General features: G+C 60.9%; 17 protein-coding genes. 13 read left to right on the top strand and 4 right to left on the bottom strand.

Going from position 1 to position 19,370, the window contains the following annotated elements:
• Positions 1-7 precede the first annotated feature (7 nt).
• Positions 8-1,006 (top strand): diguanylate cyclase domain-containing protein, encoded by a 999-nt coding sequence (locus KXD86_RS07490; RefSeq protein ID WP_218635417.1) that lies wholly within the window; start codon positions 8-10, stop codon positions 1,004-1,006.
• Here KXD86_RS07490 and KXD86_RS07485 read toward each other — a convergent pair.
• Complete coding sequence (locus KXD86_RS07485) at positions 1,003-1,722, bottom strand: Crp/Fnr family transcriptional regulator (RefSeq protein WP_218635416.1); 720 nt, start codon at positions 1,720-1,722, stop codon at positions 1,003-1,005. The two genes, KXD86_RS07490 and KXD86_RS07485, sit on opposite strands and share 4 nt — an antisense overlap.
• 373 nt (positions 1,723-2,095) lie before the next feature.
• Here KXD86_RS07485 and KXD86_RS07480 point away from each other — a divergent pair, with 373 nt between their 5' ends.
• The 3 genes from KXD86_RS07480 to KXD86_RS07470 all read left to right on the top strand — a co-directional run bounded on the left by KXD86_RS07480 (position 2,096) and on the right by KXD86_RS07470 (position 4,312).
• Positions 2,096-2,272: a hypothetical protein gene (locus KXD86_RS07480; RefSeq protein ID WP_218635415.1), complete on the top strand. Its 177-nt coding sequence runs from the start codon at positions 2,096-2,098 to the stop codon at positions 2,270-2,272.
• A gap of 140 nt (positions 2,273-2,412) precedes the next feature.
• Positions 2,413-3,408 carry a ubiquinone anaerobic biosynthesis protein UbiU gene (ubiU, locus tag KXD86_RS07475; protein WP_218635414.1) on the top strand — a complete coding sequence of 332 codons (996 nt, stop codon included), beginning with the start codon at positions 2,413-2,415 and terminating at the stop codon, positions 3,406-3,408.
• Between the two features lie 13 nt (positions 3,409-3,421).
• Positions 3,422-4,312 (top strand): U32 family peptidase, encoded by an 891-nt coding sequence (locus tag KXD86_RS07470; RefSeq protein ID WP_218635413.1) that lies wholly within the window; start codon positions 3,422-3,424, stop codon positions 4,310-4,312.
• A 21-nt stretch (positions 4,313-4,333) separates the two neighbouring features.
• On the opposite strand, the gene ubiT is transcribed toward KXD86_RS07470, so the two are convergent.
• From ubiT to KXD86_RS07455, 3 genes are all read right to left on the bottom strand, one after another.
• Positions 4,334-4,822 carry a ubiquinone anaerobic biosynthesis accessory factor UbiT gene (gene ubiT, locus KXD86_RS07465; RefSeq protein ID WP_218635412.1) on the bottom strand — a complete coding sequence of 163 codons (489 nt, stop codon included), beginning with the start codon at positions 4,820-4,822 and terminating at the stop codon, positions 4,334-4,336.
• 68 nt (positions 4,823-4,890) lie between these two features.
• The gene (gene narL / locus KXD86_RS07460; RefSeq protein WP_218635411.1) at positions 4,891-5,550 is read right to left on the bottom strand and encodes a two-component system response regulator NarL; all 660 of its coding nucleotides are present in this window, start codon (positions 5,548-5,550) and stop codon (positions 4,891-4,893) included.
• Positions 5,551-5,615: 65 nt separating this feature from the next.
• Positions 5,616-7,475 (bottom strand): histidine kinase, encoded by a 1,860-nt coding sequence (locus tag KXD86_RS07455; RefSeq protein ID WP_218635410.1) that lies wholly within the window; start codon positions 7,473-7,475, stop codon positions 5,616-5,618.
• A 199-nt stretch (positions 7,476-7,674) separates the two neighbouring features.
• Here KXD86_RS07455 and KXD86_RS07450 point away from each other — a divergent pair, with 199 nt between their 5' ends.
• From KXD86_RS07450 to KXD86_RS07410, 9 genes are all read left to right on the top strand, one after another.
• A complete protein-coding gene (locus tag KXD86_RS07450; protein WP_218635409.1) occupies positions 7,675-8,943 on the top strand; it encodes an MFS transporter in 1,269 nt (422 codons plus the stop codon).
• 122 nt (positions 8,944-9,065) lie between these two features.
• Complete coding sequence (locus KXD86_RS07445; protein WP_218635408.1) at positions 9,066-12,809, top strand: nitrate reductase subunit alpha; 3,744 nt, start codon at positions 9,066-9,068, stop codon at positions 12,807-12,809.
• Positions 12,806-14,380 carry a nitrate reductase subunit beta gene (narH, locus tag KXD86_RS07440; RefSeq protein WP_218635407.1) on the top strand — a complete coding sequence of 525 codons (1,575 nt, stop codon included), beginning with the start codon at positions 12,806-12,808 and terminating at the stop codon, positions 14,378-14,380. Before KXD86_RS07445 ends, narH begins: the two co-directional genes overlap by 4 nt.
• 10 nt (positions 14,381-14,390) lie before the next feature.
• Positions 14,391-15,131: a nitrate reductase molybdenum cofactor assembly chaperone gene (gene narJ / locus KXD86_RS07435; protein WP_218635406.1), complete on the top strand. Its 741-nt coding sequence runs from the start codon at positions 14,391-14,393 to the stop codon at positions 15,129-15,131.
• A 20-nt stretch (positions 15,132-15,151) separates the two neighbouring features.
• On the top strand, positions 15,152-15,829 hold the full coding sequence (gene narI / locus KXD86_RS07430) for a respiratory nitrate reductase subunit gamma (protein WP_218635405.1): 678 nt from the start codon (positions 15,152-15,154) through the stop codon (positions 15,827-15,829).
• 58 nt (positions 15,830-15,887) lie between these two features.
• Entirely contained in the window at positions 15,888-16,694 is an 807-nt protein-coding gene (locus KXD86_RS07425; protein ID WP_218635404.1) for a peptidylprolyl isomerase, read from the top strand.
• Positions 16,695-16,813: 119 nt separating this feature from the next.
• Positions 16,814-17,377 carry a molybdenum cofactor biosynthesis protein B gene (gene moaB, locus KXD86_RS07420; protein ID WP_218635403.1) on the top strand — a complete coding sequence of 188 codons (564 nt, stop codon included), beginning with the start codon at positions 16,814-16,816 and terminating at the stop codon, positions 17,375-17,377.
• Entirely contained in the window at positions 17,377-18,639 is a 1,263-nt protein-coding gene (locus KXD86_RS07415; protein ID WP_228739346.1) for a molybdopterin molybdotransferase MoeA, read from the top strand. Before moaB ends, KXD86_RS07415 begins: the two co-directional genes overlap by 1 nt.
• The gene (locus KXD86_RS07410) at positions 18,605-19,354 is read left to right on the top strand and encodes a Crp/Fnr family transcriptional regulator (protein ID WP_218635402.1); all 750 of its coding nucleotides are present in this window, start codon (positions 18,605-18,607) and stop codon (positions 19,352-19,354) included. The genes KXD86_RS07415 and KXD86_RS07410 overlap by 35 nt, the downstream gene beginning before the upstream one ends.
• Positions 19,355-19,370 lie beyond the last annotated feature (16 nt).

The following is a 19,370-nucleotide window of genomic DNA, read 5'->3' as shown; positions in this document are numbered from 1 at the left end:
CTCGATTGTGTTGAACTCCTTCAGAGCTGTTCATCTCTCACCCACGCCGACGAGGAATGGTCAACGGAAGCGTTTGAAGCCTAAATCCACAAGGAATAAGGCGAATGTTAAGGACGAGACTGCGCTGGCTTACGCCATGCTGGACTTTGTTGGCGATGGGGTGATGGCAACCGATACCTGCGCGAATATCACCTACATGAACACGGCGGCGGAGACCTTGACCGGCTTCAGCCGACAGGAAGCGCTGGGCCGACCACTGGAAGAGGTCTTCCGGGTGATTGATGTAACCACTCGTATGACGAGGGCCAACCTGGCGCAACATGTCCTGGAAATCGGCACACCCGTTGAGCTGCATAACAGTGCCCTTTTGAAAGCGAGGGACGGTCGTGAGCTGGCCATTGAAGATGCCGCATCACCATTGCGTAATGCAAAAGGTGAAATCACCGGCGCGCTGGTCAAGTTCCACGATTCCCGCTATTCGGCGGAAACAACTGCCAGAATGGCTTATATGGCGCAGCACGATTCACTGACCGGCCTGCTGAACCGTTATGCGTTTGAAGAGCGCTTCAAGCAGGCCGCTGCATTGGCCCAACGGCATGAAAAGAAAATGGTGATGTTGTTCATTGATCTCAATAACTTTAAGGAAGTGAACGATACCTTGGGCCACGCCGTTGGCGACGAAATTTTACAGGCGCTGGGCCTGAGGTTGTTGGGCTGTGTGCGCGCGACGGATCACGTATGCCGTCATGGCGGTGACGAGTTTGTGCTGCTACTAAGCGACCTTGCAGAACATGAACAGGCGTTTGCGGTGGTTGATAAAGTACGGGAATCCGCCGCTGAATTGCTGCGACAGCAAGGTCACTGGGAGACGCTTACGGTTAGCGTGGGTATCAGCCTGTTTCCAAACGACGGCGAAACTCTGGAGGCTTTATTGCCCCACGCGGATGCGGCCATGTATCGGGTCAAGACGGATGCAAAGCGAGGGTTGCCGGATCTTAAGCCTTAAATCCCTAAACCTCTGGATTCAAGGCGGTGATTCTCCCGTCTGACCACGTCGTAGCATTCGCAACTGAGGGATTCCAGTTGCGGGCGGTCGATCACGGTGATGCGGCCGCGTCGATACTCAATCACTCCCAGTTTCTGCAGTTTGCCTGCGGCTTCGGTGACGCCCTCACGGCGGACACCCAGCATATTGGCAATCAGTTCCTGGGTCATGTTGAGCTGGTTTTTGCCCAGCCGGTCCAGTGATAGCAGCAACCAGCGGCACAACTGCTGGTCGATGGAGTGATGGCGGTTGCAGACTGCAGTCTGCGACATCTGGGTGATCAATGCCTGTGTAAAGCGCAGGGTGATAATGCGGATCTCGGAGTGGTTGTTGAACTCTTTTTTCAGGTCAGCGGCGGGCAATCGGTAGGCGTGGCCGTGGCTCTGCACAATAAACCGGTTGGGCGTGCTTTCGCCCCCCATAATAACGGCGACACCGGCCATGCCCTCGTTGCCCACCACCGAAATTTCAGCGGAAGACCCGTTCACCATCACATAAAGCAGTGAAATAATGCAGTCGACGGGGAAATAGACGTATTCAATGGATTGGCCAGATTCGTAAATCACGTCCCCGAGGGATAGTTCGACCAGTTTCAGTTTCGGGAAAATACGCTTGCGGGCATCATCAGACAGAGCGGCAAGAAGCTTGTTTTGCAGTGGGCTGGGTGTATCAGTCATTTGAATCCTTTCCAGAGTACGATGGTTAGTGAGAACACAACCTGTCTGGCGACTGCATTAAAGACCGGACGCTACAACTTGTGACCATCCAGAAAATCAGACGTTACGATTTTCTTGTTGATATTTTTGGTCAGGTTTAAAGCGATGTTCCTGAATCTAAAATACCTCTAGCACGAACCAAAACCATTAACTTCACTAGGTTTTTCACAGGAGGAGCTTCCTGTCTGGTAAGTGTACTCCGGGAATACGCTGGCCACCAACGTGGCATTCTGCTTCAAAGGCTTTAAGAACCACGGGATGAGCGTTTGGATATGTTTGATTTAGCGGCCGACCAGATAAATATTGCTACCTCGGTGGCAAAGGAAGTGGGGCCATGCGCGGATGGAAGATTGTTTATGCCAGAGCTAGTTTGAGGCTGCCGCTGGAAGGCCAGCCTCAAACGGTAAAATATCTTGAACAAGAATTTGCCGTCAATTTCGCCGAGCTTTTGCCTGTCAGGAGGTTTATGGGACTGGAAATGGCGGGTTTTGAGCCTTTTCCAAGGGGGTAAAATCCACATAATAGGGTGCATGTTCCAGGGTTTGGAAACTTTGGGAGTAAAGCCACACCGGACTATAGCGCTGATAAAGGTCAAGGTGTTGTCGAGCACTCGCCGTTAATCTCCAAGTATCTATTTTCTTGGAGAAAACCATGGAACTCGTCTGCCCCGCCGGGAGCCTGCCGGCGCTGAAGACCGCGGTCGATCACGGTGCTGATGCGGTCTACTTCGGTTTCCGGGACAGCACCAACGCCCGACAGTTTGCCGGCCTGAATTTCAACGACCAACGCGCTGCCGAGGGCCTCGAATACGCGCATCAACACGGTGCCCGGGTGTTCTGTGCCATCAATACCTATCCTCAGCCTGATGGCTGGGAACACTGGAAGAGTGCCGTCGACCGTGCGGCAGCCCTGGGCGTGGACGCCATCATCCTCGCGGATATGGGCCTGCTGGACTATGCAGCCAACACGTACCCGCATATCCCACGGCACCTTTCTGTGCAGGGCTCGGCCACCAGCTACGAAGCCCTCAGATTCTACAAGAAGACCTTTGATATACGTCGGGCGGTCCTGCCCCGGGTGCTGTCCCTGGATCAGGTGCGGGGCGTAGCGAAACACAGCCCGGTTGAGCTGGAGGTCTTTGCCTTCGGCAGCTTGTGCATCATGGCCGAGGGCCGCTGCTATCTGTCGTCCTATCTCACGGAAGAATCGCCCAATACGAGGGGCGCCTGCTCCCCGGCCAGGGCCGTGCGTTGGCAGGAAACGTCCGGGGGTCTGGAATCACGGCTCAACGACGTGCTGATCGACCGCTACAGCCCGGGCGAATCAGCCGGCTATCCGACCCTGTGCAAGGGACGATTTGAAGTGGAGGGCAACGTCTACCACGCCATCGAGGAGCCGGTGAGCCTGAACACCCTGGATCTGCTGCCCGAGTTGCAGGCCCTGGGGATCAGTGCGGTCAAGATTGAGGGGCGTCAGCGCAGTCCCGCCTACATTGCCGACGTGGCCCGAACCTGGCGCCAGGCGCTGGACCTGGCGAGTGCCCGCCCGGACGCCTTTGAGGTGGACCCGACCTGGAACCGGACCCTGGCCGGTCTGTCCGAAGGCGGCCTGACGACGCTCGGTGCCTATCACCGTAAATGGAAATAGGGATTCCCACGCCATGATGAAACTCTCCCTCGGACCGATCCTCTGGTTCTGGTCCCGGCAAACCGTATTCGACTTCTATGCCCGGGCGGCCGAGTGGCCCGTGGATACCATTTACCTGGGCGAGACCGTCTGTTCCCGCCGGCGCGAACTGAAAGCCGATGACTGGTTCGGGCTGGCCCGGGATCTGCGCCAATGCGGGAAGGATGTTGTTCTGTCGACGCAGACCCTGATTGAATCCGAGGCGGATCTTCGGGGCCTTCGGCGTATCTGCCAGAATGGTGATTACCTGATTGAAGCCAACGACCAGAGCGCTGTGCAGTTGGCGGCGGAGCATGGGCTGCCATTCGTCACCGGGCCGGCCATGAATGTCTACAACGTGTCGACGCTGAAGGTCCTGGCCAAGCAGGGTCTGAAAGGCTGGAGTCTGCCGGTCGAACTGTCCCGCGATACACTCCAACAACTGATCGCCGGGCTGGCCCGGGAGGGGCTGGAACTTCCGGCCGAAGTCTTTGCCTGGGGCTTCCTGCCGCTGGCCTGGTCATCCCGTTGCTTTACTGCCCGGCACTACAATCTGCCCAAGGACAACTGCGAGTTCCGTTGCCTGCAGCATCCGGACGGATTGGCGCTGCGCTCCCGGGAATCCCAGGAGCTGTTTCGGCTTAACGGCCTTTCCACACTGTCGGGCGCACGTTACGACCTGATGCGGGAACTGCCGGACATGGCGCAGATGGGCGTTGCCGGCGTGCGCCTGAGCCCTGAGTATCGTGGCATGGACGAGGTGGTCCGGCGCTTTGATTGCGTTCGTCGTGGTCAGGTGCCTGAGATGGATCCGCTGGCGCTGGTGGAAGCGCCACCGTGCGACGGCTACTGGTACGGACGGCCGGGCATGGAACGGTCCGGTTAGCCCCAAGCCATCCGGCCCTGATCAGACCAGGGCCCGCAGATCCCAATCGAGGCTGTCGAGCAGGTTTTTCAGCCCCAGTCCCAGCTCGGTGTCGCCTTCAATCGTCAGCCGCCGCTGGAAGAACAGTTGGTCCGGGTCCTGCCGGCGTTGCGCCAGACTCTTGAAGGCCCGCACGGATCCCCGGATGGTGGCTTCCCCGGGGCCGTCCAGTACCCTCAGTCGCCCTGCCCAGAAACCGAGCGTCAGTCCCGGCTGACCGCCTGTGGCCTCAAGCCGGATCCGGCGGCCTTCGAACTCGTCGAAGTCGCCCTCGGCAATGGCGCCGGCAAACAGGCGGTTCAGGGGGGGCTCGACCAGGAGCTGTTTGACCGCCATGGGCACCCGTCGATCGAGGGATTCCAGCAAGGGGCTGGGGGAGGGAAGGGTCTCTTTGAAAAGGGCGATAGCCTGGCCGGCCAGCGGGGCGTAGAGTGCCAGGCCAGGCAGGCTTCGTGGTAGCGTTAAATTCATCGATTACTCCGGGCAGTGTGCAACCGGCCCAGAGTAATCCAGGTTCGCTCAGAGTGATTTGATAAAACTCAGGCCTTGTGGAGGCCTTCCTCCACGGCCCAGACAGCAACCTCCACCCGTGAGCGCAGGTTCAGCTTTTTCAGCAGGTGCTTCACGTGCACCTTCACGGTGCCGTCGCTGATGTCCAGTTTGCGGGCAATCATCTTGTTGGAGAGCCCCTCGGCAATCAGTCGCAGGATGTCCTTTTCCCGGGGCGTCAGGCTGTCGAAGTCCGGGCGCGAGGCCTGTTGCGGTTTGTTGGAACGCAGGGCCTGGGCCAGCAGTGTGGTGAGGCGCTCGCTGATCACCATCTTGCCGACGGCGGCCTGGTGCAGCTGCCGGATCATATCCTCCGGCTCCATGTCCTTGAGCAGGTAGCCGTCAGCGCCAGCGCGCAGCGCGGCGACCACGTCGTCCTCATAATCGGAGACAGTGAACATGATGATCCGGGAACTGATGTTCTGTTTCCGCAGTGTCTCGAGGGCTTCGATGCCGCTCATTTCGGGCATGTTCAGATCCATCAGGATCAGGTCCGGCTCGATTTCCGTGGCCAGGCGAATGCCGTCTGAAGCGTTGTTGGCCTCGCCAACCACTTCCATATCGTCTTCCATTTCGATCAGCTGCTTGATGCCCTGGCGCAGAAGCGGATGATCATCAATCAGCAGAATGCTCGCGGGTATATCTGACATGGTTACTCTGGTTTCCTTTTCTGCGTTCCGGCGTGCCTTGGGGCCGCCCGTGTATGTGGTCCGGATCAGGCGCTGGAGACTTCGGTCGGGATAAGGTTCCGGCTTTTCGGGATGAAAGACAATGACACTTCCACACCGCCTTCCTCCCGGTTCTGTACCCGTACCTGCCCACCCAGTGTTCGGGCGCGATCCTGCATGATGACCATTCCATAATGATTGATGGGCTGGTCGCCGTCGGGCAGGCCCTTGCCGTTATCACGGATCCGGGCTTTCACTTTCGGTGATTCGAAGATGATATCGACTTCAACTTCGCTGGCGTCGGCATGCTTTACGGCGTTGGCAAGCCCTTCCCGGACAATCTGGAGGGTATGGATTTCCTCATTGGGCGACAGCGTATTCGGTGGCAGGTTGTAGACCAGTTGCACCGGCTTGCCGAGCCGTTCTGAAAACTCTTCAACGGTGTGTTTGAGCGCGGACGACAGATCCGGGGTGTCCAGCTTCAGCCGGAAGGTGGTCAGCAACTCACGCAGTTGCCGGTAGGCGCTGTTCAGGCCCATGCTGAGTTCATCCAGGATGGCCTCGTGGGTCGCCTCTTGCTCGCCGGTGATGTTGAGCCTGCGCAGGCGCGCTACCTGCATCTTCAGGTAGGACAACGACTGCGCCAGTGAGTCGTGCAGCTCCCGGGCGATCACCGTGCGTTCTTCCGCCAGGGTCAGCTGCTGCTCCTCGGTAATCTGCCGCTCGAGGAAGATGGCAGTGGCCAGTTGATCGCTCAGGGTTTCCAGCAGTTGGCGGGCGGTCGGTGACAGCTCCATATCAACCGGGTACCAGACCTCCAGTGTCCCCAGCAGGTGACCGGGGGTGCGGATGGGCAGCAACAGGCGGCGGCCGTCATTGTTCTCAATCGGGAGGTCTTCGTACTGCTCGGGTTGCACCAGGCAGGCGTTGCAATGGTGGTCCCGGCAATAGAAGGGGCGCTCCCGGGTCGCGGTGGTGACGGCCTGAATGGGCTGGGAAGAGTCCCGGTCATGAAGGTAGATCTGGATCGGACCAATACCGAGCAACTGCTCCAGTTGCTGGAGCATGGGCACGGCGCCGTCGCACAGGTCGTGATTGGCGAACAGGCCATGGCTGGCGGTATGAAGGAGCTGCAAGGCCGCGTTGCTCTTCTCCAGCTCGTCGGTTTTGGTCCGGACGCGTTCCTCCAGCTCGTGATAGGTCAGGGCCAACTCACTCGTCATCTGGTCGAAGGCATCGCCAAGCTGAGCCAGTTCATCGGAGCCTCTCAATTGTGCCTTATGAGAAAAGTCGTGCTGCCGGACGGCATCGGCGATGTCGACGAGTTTTCGCAGGGGCCGCAACACCCGGTTTTTCAGGTCAATAAACAGGGCGAGAATAATCAGGATGGAGAACGCGAGACTGATGATCTGGATCAGGTGCAACAGATCGATCCGGGCCTCCGTGCGCTCTTCAAGCATGGTGACCAGCTGGTCCACCTCGCGAACGTAGGTGTCCGTCGCGGAAATCAGCCGGGCACTCACCAGCGATCCGGGCTCATGATTTTTCAGGGCGGGTTGCAGCTCAGCCTGCCAGGTATCGAGGATCGACTGGTACTGCCGGGCCAACGGGTGCTCGGTGTTGTCGGGTATGGCCTGGGTAATACCAACGTTAACTAGGCGCGCCATGTACGTCTCGGTCAGCGCCTGGAAAGCCTGGTTGTCACGTTCATGGTCGCGGGAGCCAGCCGCCCGCGACAGTAACTGAAAGGCCCCCATCCGGAGTGCCCCGGCCTGATTGATGGCCGTTGCATTGCCTTCGATGCTTTTGGACACGGCGAGGGTCGCGGCCATGCTCACCAGAGCGGTCATTACAACGGCTCCGACCACAACCGAGAGCCGGTTTACGAGAGATGTTCTGGATTTCATCAATAATCGTCTTGTCGGTTGCCCTGGCACGATGCCCGAGGCATCAGCCTTCAAGGTAGTTGATGACGGCATTGGGTCGTGTCTTCTACCTCCTTGAGAATAGCCACTTACCCCAAGAGGTGATAGCCCATCATAGTCTTTGACCGTTTACAGGGCAAAAGATGAAACTGAAAGTTGGGTTTTGCAGGGAGAGCCATCGATGACGGCTGATTGGGAGCGTGAGGAGGACCGGCTGACCTCGCTGGCCGTTGTCCTTCCGCTTGCGCTGATGGGGTTTGTTATTGCATCCGGCTGCTGGACATTGTTTGCGGTGGCCGGCGTGCACGTGCGGGCGGAGTTGGCGCTGACCAGTCTCCAGTTTGGCTTCCTGCTGGCGATGCCCATGGCGGTCAGTGCCTTCCTGGCGATCCCCGCCGGGCTGGCGGCACAGAACGTCGGAGCGCGCCGGGTCATGCTGGTTTGCCTGGCGGGGTTGGCGCTCTGCATGATGGTTCTGCTGGTGACGAGGAGTTATGTCGGGTACCTGGTGGCTGCGGGCGGGCTAGGCCTCGCCGGTGGCTTTTACAGCGCCGGCCTGCAGTTTGTTACCAGCCATTGTCGGCCCGCGCGCCTGGGGCTTGTGCTGGGGGTTTTCGGAAGTGGGGTGACCGGCGCCGGCTTCAATTACTACCTGGTTCCGTTATTTCACGAGGCCTTTTCCTGGCGGGGGGTTGCCCTGGCGTACCTGGTGGCACTGCTCCTGATTCTGGCCCTGATGGTGATGCTGACGTCGTCGGACGACGCCGGCGCGGACGCCGGTTCCCCGGTCAGACTGGGTAGGCGGTTTGCGACCACCGCGCTGAATCGCCGCTGGCAGGTCTGTGCCTTTTTCGGCGTGGTTGCGGGCAGTTTTTTTGCCCTGGCACTCTGGTTGCCCGACTATTTGTCCTCCCAGTTCCGGCTGGACGTCCAGGCCGGTGCCCGGTTGTCGCAGTGGTTCGTGGTGCCGGGGGCGCTGGCTCAGATCGTGGGCGGTGCGCTGTCAGACCGGTACGGGTCGGCCGCCGTCATCAGCCGATCGCTGGTGGCCTGTCTGATCTCCCTGTTTGTGCTTTCCTACCCGCCGATGACGTTGTTCATCCGGGGCGGCGAGACCATCATTGAACTGGAGTTCGCGTTACCCCTGCTCGTCGAGGCCCTGTTCGTGGTGGCGCTGGGGCTTGCCCTCGGCTGTGCCATGGGCAGTCTGCAGCGGCTGGCGATTCTGGGCAGCGGCTCTTCCGCGGCCCCGGTGGCCGGGCTGTTGCTGGTCGGCGCCTGCTCCGTTGCCTTTCTGCTGCCGGTGATTTTCGGCGCCGTGAACCACTGGCTCGGTATCCGCACCGCGGTGTTCATGATTCTGTTTGCCCTGCTGGCCGGCTGCCTGTGGATGTTCGCCCGGGACCGCCGCCATCGTGAGCGCCGGTCCTTTCTCCACCGAGGGATATGAGCGCCCTACCACCAGTGAGGTAGGGGCAGGTTATGAGGTAGTAACCACGCAGATTTCAGGGTTTTTCTCACACACAATGGTCTCAAATCGGAACAACGATCCGGCAGACGGAGAGAGAGACCATGAGTCATTTGATCGACAAGCTGAACTACTTCAGGAAGAAGCGCGAGCCGTTCGCCAACGGACACGGTGAAACCCACGATGTCTCCCGCGACTGGGAAGACAGCTACCGCAAGCGCTGGCAGCACGACAAGATCGTGCGCTCCACCCACGGCGTCAACTGCACCGGTTCGTGCAGCTGGAAAATCTACGTCAAGAACGGTCTGGTCACCTGGGAAACCCAGCAGACCGACTACCCCCGTACCCGTGCCGACCTGCCCAACCATGAGCCTCGCGGCTGTCCTCGCGGCGCCAGCTACTCCTGGTACATGTACAGCGCCAACCGGCTGAAGTACCCGCTGATGCGCAAGCACCTGATGAAGCTCTGGCGTTCTGCGAAAGCCCAGCATAACGATCCGGTCGAAGCCTGGGCCTCGATTGTCGAAGACCCCAAGAAGACCGCCGAGTACAAGCCTCGCCGTGGCATGGGCGGCTTCGTGCGTTCCAGCTGGGACGAAGTCAATGAGCTGATCGGTGCGTCCAACGTCTACACCGCCAAGCAGCACGGTCCGGACCGCATCATTGGTTTCTCTCCGATTCCCGCCATGTCGATGGTGTCCTACGCCGCCGGTAGCCGCTACCTGTCGCTGATCGGTGGCGTGTGCATGAGCTTCTACGACTGGTACTGCGACCTGCCGCCGGCCTCGCCGCAAACCTGGGGCGAGCAGACCGACGTGCCCGAGTCCGCCGACTGGTACAACTCCGGCTACATCATCGCCTGGGGCTCCAACGTACCCCAGACCCGGACCCCGGATGCGCACTTCTTCACCGAGGTTCGCTACAAGGGCACCAAGACCGTCGCCATCACCCCGGACTACGCGGAAGTGTCCAAGCTGTCCGACGAGTGGCTCAACCCGAAGCAGGGCACCGACGCGGCACTGGGCATGGCCATGGGCCACGTGATCCTCAAGGAGTTCCACGTCGACAAGCCCAGCGAGTATTTCACCGACTACGTACGCCGCTACACCGACATGCCGTACCTGGTCATGCTTGAGGCGAAGGACGACGGCAGCTATGTGCCGGGCCGGTTCCTGCGCGCCAGTGACCTGGTGGATGGCCTGGGGGAAGAGAACAACCCCGAGTGGAAAACCATCGCCATTGATGAAGCCTCCGGCGAGCTCACCGCGCCCAATGGCTCCATCGGCTACCGCTGGGGTGAGAAGGGCAAGTGGAACCTGAAGCAGACCGCCAAGGGGGCGGACGTCAATCTGCAGCTGTCGATGGTCGAGAAGCACGACGAGGTTGTCGATGTTGCCTTCCCGTATTTTGGCGGCATCGAGCACGACCATTTCCAGCACGTCGAGATCAAGGACATCCTCAAGCACAAACTGGGTACCCGCAAGGTGCAGCTGGCGGACGGCTCCGAAGGTCGCGTGGTTACCGTCTACGACCTGATGGTCGCCAACTACGGCATCAGCCGTGGCCTGGGTGACGACGACGGCGCGACGGCCTACGACGAAGTGAAGCCCTACACGCCGGCCTGGCAGGAAAAGATCACCGGCGTGCCCGCCGAGAAAGTGATTCGCATCGCCCGTGAGTTCGCCGATAACGCCGACAAGACCAAGGGCCGATCCATGGTCATCGTCGGGGCCGGTATGAACCACTGGTACCACATGGACATGAACTACCGCGGCCTGATCAACATGCTGATCATGTGTGGCTGCATCGGTCAGAGCGGGGGTGGCTGGAGCCACTATGTCGGCCAGGAGAAACTGCGTCCGCAGACCGGCTGGCAGCCACTGGCGTTTGGCCTGGACTGGCAGCGTCCGCCGCGGCACATGAACTCCACCTCCTTCTTCTACGCCCACTCCGGTCAGTGGCGCTACGAGAAGCTCGGTGTGGACGAGATTCTGTCGCCGCTGGCAGACAAATCCAAATTCGGCGGCAGCCTGATCGATTACAACGTGCGTGCCGAGCGCATGGGCTGGTTGCCCTCCGCGCCTCAGCTCAACCGTAACCCGCTGGGCATTGCGGCCGAGGCGGACAAGGCGGGCATGGAGGTGGCGGATTACGTGGCGCAGTCCATGAAGGATGGTTCCCTGGCCTTCGCCAGCGAGGACCCGGAAGCGCCCCAGAACCACCCGCGCAACCTGTTCATCTGGCGCTCCAACCTGCTGGGTTCGTCCGGCAAGGGCCACGAGTACATGCTGAAGTACCTTCTGGGTACCACCAATGGCCTGCAGGGCAAGGACCTGGGCCATGAGGGTGGCGCCAAGCCGGAAGAGGTGAAATGGCACGACGAGGCGCCGGAAGGCAAGCTCGACCTGCTGGTCACCCTGGACTTCCGCATGTCCACCACCTGTCTGTATTCCGACATCGTTCTGCCGACGGCCACCTGGTACGAGAAGAACGACCTGAATACCTCCGACATGCACCCGTTCATCCACCCGCTGACCGCCGCCACCGATCCGGCCTGGGAAGCCCGCAGCGACTGGGAGATCTACAAGGGCATCGCCAAGTCTTTCTCGAAAGCGGCCGAGGGCCACCTCGGTGTCGAGAAAGACGTGGTGACCCTGCCACTGTTGCACGACGCGCCGGCCGAGCTGGGCCAGCCGTTTGACGTGAAGGACTGGAAGCGGGGCGAGTGCGACCTGATCCCGGGCAAGACCGCCCCCAGCTTCATCACCGTGGAGCGGGACTACCCGAACACCTACGCCCGTTTCACCTCGCTTGGCCCGCTGATGGACAAGCTGGGTAACGGTGGCAAGGGCATCAGCTGGAACACCGAGAAGGAAGTGAACTTCCTCAAGGAGCTGAACTACACCCACATCGACGGTGCCAACGCGGGTCGACCGAAGATCGAGTCCGCCATCGATGCGGCGGAAGTGATCCTGACCCTGGCACCGGAAACCAACGGCCAGGTGGCGGTCAAAGCCTGGGCCGCGCTGTCTGAGATGACCGGCCTGGACCACACCCACCTGGCCACCAACAAGGAAGAGGAGAAAATCCGCTTCCGGGACATCGTGGCGCAGCCGCGCAAGATCATCTCCAGCCCGACCTGGTCTGGCCTGGAAGACGAGCACGTGTCCTACAACGCCGGATACACCAACGTCCACGAGCTGATCCCCTGGCGCACCCTGACCGGTCGCCAGCAGTTCTACCAGGACCACGAGTGGATGCGCGCCTTCGGTGAAAGCCTGCTGGTGTACCGGCCGCCCATCAACACCAAGGCCGTCGGCAGCATGCTCAATCAGCGCAGCAACGGTAACCCGGAGAAAGCGCTGAACTGGATCACGCCGCACCAGAAGTGGGGCATCCACAGCACCTACAGCGACAACCTGCTGATGCTGACCCTCTCCCGCGGTGGTCCCATCGTGTGGCTGAGCGAGGATGACGCCAGGGACATGGGCATCGAGGACAACGACTGGATCGAACTGTTCAACGCCAACGGCGCCATTGCGGCCCGGGCCGTGGTGAGCCAGCGGGTGATGCCCGGCATGGTGATGATGTACCACGCCCAGGAGCGGATCGTGAACGTGCCCGGATCGGAAATCACCGGCACCCGGGGTGGCATCCACAACTCGGTCACCCGGGTCTGCCCGAAACCGACCCACATGATCGGCGGTTACGCCCAGTATTCCTACGGGTTCAACTACTACGGCACCGTCGGCTCCAACCGCGACGAATTCGTGGTGGTGCGCAAGATGCACAACGTCGACTGGCTCGATGGCGAAGGCAATGACACTGTTCAGGAGGCTGTAAAATGAAAATCCGTTCCCAAGTCGGCATGGTTCTGAACCTGGATAAGTGCATTGGTTGCCACACCTGTTCAGTGACCTGCAAAAACGTGTGGACCAGCCGTGAAGGCATGGAGTACGCCTGGTTCAACAACGTCGAGACCAAGCCCGGTATCGGCTACCCGAAGGAGTGGGAGAACCAGGACAAATGGAAGGGCGGCTGGATGCGCGACAGCTCCGGCAAGATCCGTCCGAAGATCGGTGGCCGTTTCCGGGTTCTGGCGAACATCTTCGCCAACCCGGACCTGCCGGAGATCGACGATTACTACGAGCCGTTCGACTTCGATTACCAGCACCTGCACACCGCCGGCGACAGCAAGCATCAGCCCGTTGCCCGCCCGCGGTCGCTGATCTCTGGCCAACGCATGCAGAAGATCGAGTGGGGCCCGAACTGGGAAGAGATCCTCGGCACTGAGTTCGCCAAGCGCCGCAAGGACAAGAACTTCGACCAGGTGCAGGCGGACATCTACGGCCAGTTCGAGAACACCTTCATGATGTACCTGCCGCGTCTGTGCGAACACTGCCTGAACCCGGCCTGTGTCGCCAGTTGCCCGAGCGGTGCCATTTACAAGCGCGAAGAAGACGGCATCGTCCTGATCGATCAGGACAAGTGCCGTGGCTGGCGCATGTGCGTGTCCGGCTGCCCGTACAAGAAGATCTACTTCAACTGGAAAACCGGCAAGTCCGAGAAGTGCATTTTCTGCTACCCGCGCATTGAGGCCGGTATGCCGACCGTGTGCTCCGAGACCTGTGTCGGCCGGATCCGCTACCTGGGTGTGCTGCTGTATGACGCCGATCGCATCGAGGAAGTGGCCAGCGCTCCGGGCGAGCACGAGCTCTACGAAAAGCAGCTGGAGATCTTCCTGGACCCGTTCGACCCGAAGGTGATCGAGCAGGCGAAGAAAGACGGCATCCCGATGAACGTCATCGAGGCGGCCCAGCAGAGCCCGGTGTACAAGATGGCCGTGGACTGGAAGCTGGCCCTGCCGCTGCACCCGGAATACCGCACCCTGCCCATGGTCTGGTACGTGCCGCCCCTGAGCCCGATCCAGTCTGCGGCGGAAGCCGGCAAGGTCGAGTTCGATGGCGTGCTGCCGAAGATCGAAAGCCTGCGGATCCCGGTCAAGTACCTGGCCAACCTGCTCACCGCCGGTGACGAGAAACCCATCGTTCGTGCGCTCAAGCGGATCATGGCCATGCGGCTGTACAAGCGTGCCCAAACCGTGGAAGGCCGAGAGGACCTGCGGGCCCTCGAAGAGGCCGGGCTCACCAAGGCCCAGGCCGACGAAATGTACCGCTACCTGGCGATCGCCAATTACGAGGACCGCTTCGTGATTCCGACCAGCCACCGCGAGCTGGCCAAAGAAGCCTTTCCCGATGCCACCGCCTACGGCGAGCGTAACGGTTGCGGCTTCAGCTTCGGCGATGGCTGCAACGGCGACAGCGATTTCAACATGTTCGGTGGCCGCAAGCAGACCACCAGCATGGTGCAGAAGCTGTCGACCGTGAAGCAGGTTGACCCGAAACAGCTGCAGGAATAAGGAGGCCGAGATGCAACTTTTGAAAGTACTGGCACGGGTTCTTGAGTACCCCACGGAAGAACTCCAGGCCTCCAAAGATGCCCTGGTCGCGGCGGTCCTCGAGGACCCCCGGCTGCCCCGGCAGAACAAGGAACAGCTGCTTCGCGGCGTCGAATGGGTGTGCGCCGGCGACCTGCTGGACATGCAGGAGAACTACGTCGCCATCTTCGACAAAGGCCGGGCAACCTCCCTGTGGCTGTTCGAGCACGTGCACGGGGAATCCCGTGACCGCGGCCAGGCCATGGTGGACCTGATGGAGCAATATCGCGCCAACGGCCTGGAGATCGACGCCAAGGAGCTGCCGGACTACCTGCCGCTGTTCCTGGAATACCTCTCCACCCGCCCATGGGATGAAATCCGCAACTGGCTGGAGGATATCCACCACATCCTGGGCCTGCTCGGCGAGCGCCTTTACCAGCGTGAGAGCTTCTATCACGTGGTGATGGATTCGTTGCTGGTGTTGTCCGGGCGCACGGTCAATCGCCAGGAGCTGGCCCGGATCGTGGCCGCCGAAGAGCGCGACGACACCCCGGAGGCTCTGGATAAGGTCTGGGAGGAGGAAATGGTGAAGTTTGTCGACGATCAGGGCAGCTCCTGCAGTACCGGCGGCGTGGTAGGCCAGCGCCGCCGTGAGCTGGAGCAGACCCAGACCATTCACCTGAGTGATCAGCTGATGACGGATGCCACACCCCGTCAGGCAGGGCGCGCCTGAGGGCGCAGGAGGAAATGACAATGTCTTACCTGAACACACTGCTATTTGGAATCTACCCGTACGTGGCCATCGCCGTGCTCGTACTCGGAACCTGGGCACGTTACGACCAGGGCCAGTTCACCTGGAAAGCCCATTCCAGCCAGATGCTGCGCAAGAAAAACATGGCGATGGCCAGTGGGCTGTTTCATGTTGGCGTGCTGGTGATCTTCTTCGGCCACCTGGTGGGCCTGCTGACCCCGCACGCGTTCTACGAGCCGTTCATGACGCCCGGCACCAAGCAGGTGATGGCGATCGTCGTCGGCGGCATTGCTGGCGTGATGGCGATTGTGGGGGGCGGCATGCTTGCCTGGCGCCGGCTGACCGACCCGCGCGTGAAGGCCAGCAGCACCTTCGCTGACAATATGATCATCGTGATCCTGGTCATCCAGCTGGCACTGGGCCTGCTCACCATTGTGCCCACCCTGGGGCATCTGGATGGCGGCACCATGCTCAAGTTCTCGGCCTGGGCCCAGGGGATCTTCACCCTGCAGGGCGGCGTAGCGGACTACATTGCCGACGTGCACTGGATCTACAAGGCCCACATCTTCCTGGGGCTGACCATCTTCGTGCTGTTTCCGTTCACCCGCCTGGTACACATGCTCAGCGTACCGGTGGAGTATTTTGGCCGGAAATACCAGGTGGTGCGCAAGCGCGCGTAACGCAGAACAGGGGGCGGTGAACGCGTTCGCCGGCCCCGACATGACCGAGGTGACTACCATGCAACTCATCCCCGTCGGCGACGCCGAGAAACCCAGAAACCAGTTCCCGCCGGTGTACGTGGGTAACACCCTGATCACCGAGGACGCCATCGCCCGGGAAATGCAGCACCACCCGGCCGAGGAAGTCGCCGAAGCCTGGCACGAAGCCGCCCGCAGTCTCGTGCTCCGCGAACTGCTCCTGAAGCAGGCAAGCCGCCTGAAGCTGGACGAGATCGCGGACGAGGAAGATCGCATCGCCCGGGTGCTGGAGCTGGAACTCAACGTCCCCGATCCGACCGAGCAGGACTGCGAACGCTTCTATGCGGCGAACCCCAGCCGGTTTCGCAGCCCCACACTCATGGCCGTCAGCCACATTCTGCTTTCGGCGGCACCGGACGATGTGCCGGAGCGGATTCGACAGGAAGAGGTCGGTCGCCAGCTGCTGGCGGCTCTGCTTGATGGACGCTCCCGCTTCACCGACCTGGCCCGGCAGTACTCCGCCTGTGAGTCCCGACACCAGGGTGGCAGCCTTGGCCAGATCAGCAGGGGCCAGACGGTCGAAGAATTCGAGCGCCCGGTGCTCAGTATGCAGGAGGGACTCAGCCCGGAGCTGATCGAAACCCGATACGGCTGGCACATCGTTCGTGTCGATCAGCGCATCGACGGCGACCAGTTGCCCTACGAGCACGTCAAGCCGCAGATCCGCCAGTACCTGAGCGAGAGCGTGACCAGAAGGGCATTCCGTCAGTATCTTCAGGTTCTTGCCATCGAGGCGGGTGTGCAGGGATTGGATCTGGAACTACCCGACTCACCGTTGATGCAATAACCCTCTCTCGATCTACCCCTTCACAACCACCGAACTACCCCCTCAGAGGGAGCGCCCTGCGCTCCTCCTGCCGGTAACATCAATGTCAGTCGAAACCCTTTTTCCGAGAGGATTCAAGCATGTCACACGCTTCGGCCGACGCGCCTTTTCAACCGCTCGATGTTGCGGTGCTGACGGTGTCTGACACCCGGTCACTGGCCAACGACCAGTCGGGCGACACCCTGCAGCGGCGACTCATGGATGGCGGGCACCGCCTGTGCGACCGAAAACTGGTAAAGGATGACATCTACGCCATCCGTGCCGTGGTTTCAGCGTGGATCGCACGTCCCGACGTGCCGGTGATTCTGGTTACGGGCGGCACCGGCTTCTCCAGTCGGGACAGCACACCCGAGGCGCTGCTGCCGTTATTCGACAAAACGGTTGAGGGCTACGGCGAACTGTTTCGTCAGCTGTCCTTCGCCAGTATTGGGACATCCACCATTCAGTCCCGCGCCGTCGCAGGATTGGCCAACCGTACCCTTATCTGCGCCATGCCCGGCGCGCCGCGAGCCTGCGCCCTGGCCTGGGATGAGATCATTGGGCCTCAGCTGGATATCCGGCACCGTCCCTGTAATTTCGTCGATCAGCTCATCCCCGAGGCCGAGGGTACCTGCATCACTCGGTCTCTCTCAGGAGCAGCGTGATGGTCGATTGTATCTGCGATTTGGAACGCCCCTCGCACTCTGGCCACCAGGCGAAATCGCTGATGCCTGTCGAGCGTGCCCAGCGTGCCCTGAGTGACATGGCCCGAATTGTGGTGGGCCAGGAGCAGATCCCGCTGACGCATTGCCAGGGGCGAATCCTTGCCCGAGACCTGTACGCCGAAGCGACCGTGCCGCCCCATGACAACAGCGCGATGGACGGTTACGGGCTGCGACTCCAGGATCTGCCCGCGGACCGGATTCTTCCGATCGCCCAGCGGGTCCCGGCCGGCGTCTTCCCTGTCCGTCAGGAAAAAGGCACGGCCGTCCGGATCTTTACCGGAGCCCCCATCCCGGCGGGTATCGATACGGTAATCCCACAGGAGCAGGTGAACCTGCTTGCTGATGGCCGGATCGAGCTTCAGGTGGCTCCGAAACTGGGCCAGAACATCCGCCGCGCCGGCGAGGATATACAGGCGGGCAGTGCCCTCCTGGCGGCCGGAACCCGCCTTCAGTCGGCTGAGATCGGCCTGCTGGCAAGCCAGGGCATCTCGGACGTCAACGTGTTCGCCGCCCTTCGTGTGGCCGTCGTTACGACGGGTGACGAATTGGTTTCACCCGGCCAACGGTTGGGCCCCGGGCAGATTTACGACATCAATTCATTTTCACTGAGGGCGGCCCTTGAGCGTCTGGGGTGCCAGGTTACCCAGACCGGTCTGGTCGCGGATACCTTCGAAGCGACCCGCGCTGCCCTTGCCAGCGCTGCCGAATCTCACGATCTGGTCATTACCACCGGTGGCGTCTCGGTCGGCGACGAAGATCATGTGCGGCCATCGGTGCAGGCCCTGGGAAACCTTCATCTCTGGGGCGTCGCCATGAAACCCGGGAAGCCCTTCGCATTCGGCCACATCGGTCAGACCCCCTTTCTGGGATTGCCCGGCAACCCCATGGCTGCGCTGGTGACATTCGAGGTTTTGGCGCTGGACTTCATTCGTCAACTGATGGGGGCCAGACCCCGGCCTGTTCTGCCGGTGCCCGTGGCGGCTGGATTTGCCCGCGCCCGCTCCAACCCCAGGCAGGAATACCTGCGCGTGGTGCTCAACAGCGACTGCGGCGCCCTGAAGGCCGACCTGGCCGGCTCCCAGAGTTCGGGCGTGTTGTCCGTGGCCAGCCGGGCCGACGGTTATTTGATCGTTCCACCAAACAACTCCATCACCGAGGGATCGCACTATGCCTTTGTCCATCGTGACCAGTTGTACTACTGATCCGGTTATTGGCTTTCCGAACCCGGACGCTGACGACGGCCCCGTGGAACTCTCAGCGCTGCGTCGTCATCCCCTCTTCAGCGACTTGAGCAGCGCAGACTTTCGGGCATTGTCCATGCGGGCCAGGCCGGTACACCTGCAGAACCATGAACTGCTTTACCGCCAGGATACCGACGCCCAGCATTTCTATTTTGTGGTGTCGGGTCGGTTAAGGCTTTACCGGTTGGACTATTCCGGTTTCGAGAGAACGCTCGACAGTCTGGAGGCCGGTGATTGTGTTGCCGAGGTCATGATCTACGCCAACCCGGCCCGGTACGCCTGTTACGCGGAATCCATGAAACGCAGTGTGGTGCTGAGCATCCCGATCCAGGCCTACCGGGCGCTCATCACGGCACGTCCGGATTACGCCGAGAAGGCACTTGCCCATTACGCAGCGCGCGCAGTTTCTCGTTTCCACGATCTGGAAATCATGACGGTTCAGAATGCCCGTGACCGGCTGATCCGCTATCTGATCGACTTGCTGCCCAATGGCACCGGCCAGGCCGGCGAAGTGGAGTTGCCATTGCCCAAGTGCCTGGTGGCGTCGCGCCTGGCCATGCAACCGGAGACGTTCTCCCGGATCCTCGCCGAGCTGAAAGCCAACGGCCTGATTCGGGTGAATCGGAGCAGGCTGTTCATCTCCGACCCGCAGCGGTTGATCGACATCAGCCAGTAAATCCGCGCCCTGATAC

It is taken from the genome of Marinobacter arenosus (assembly GCF_019264345.1).
GTDB classification, from domain to species: domain Bacteria; phylum Pseudomonadota; class Gammaproteobacteria; order Pseudomonadales; family Oleiphilaceae; genus Marinobacter; species Marinobacter arenosus.
The sequence above is the reverse complement of the archived record's forward strand: the minus strand, read 5'-3'. Positions and strand labels throughout refer to the sequence as shown.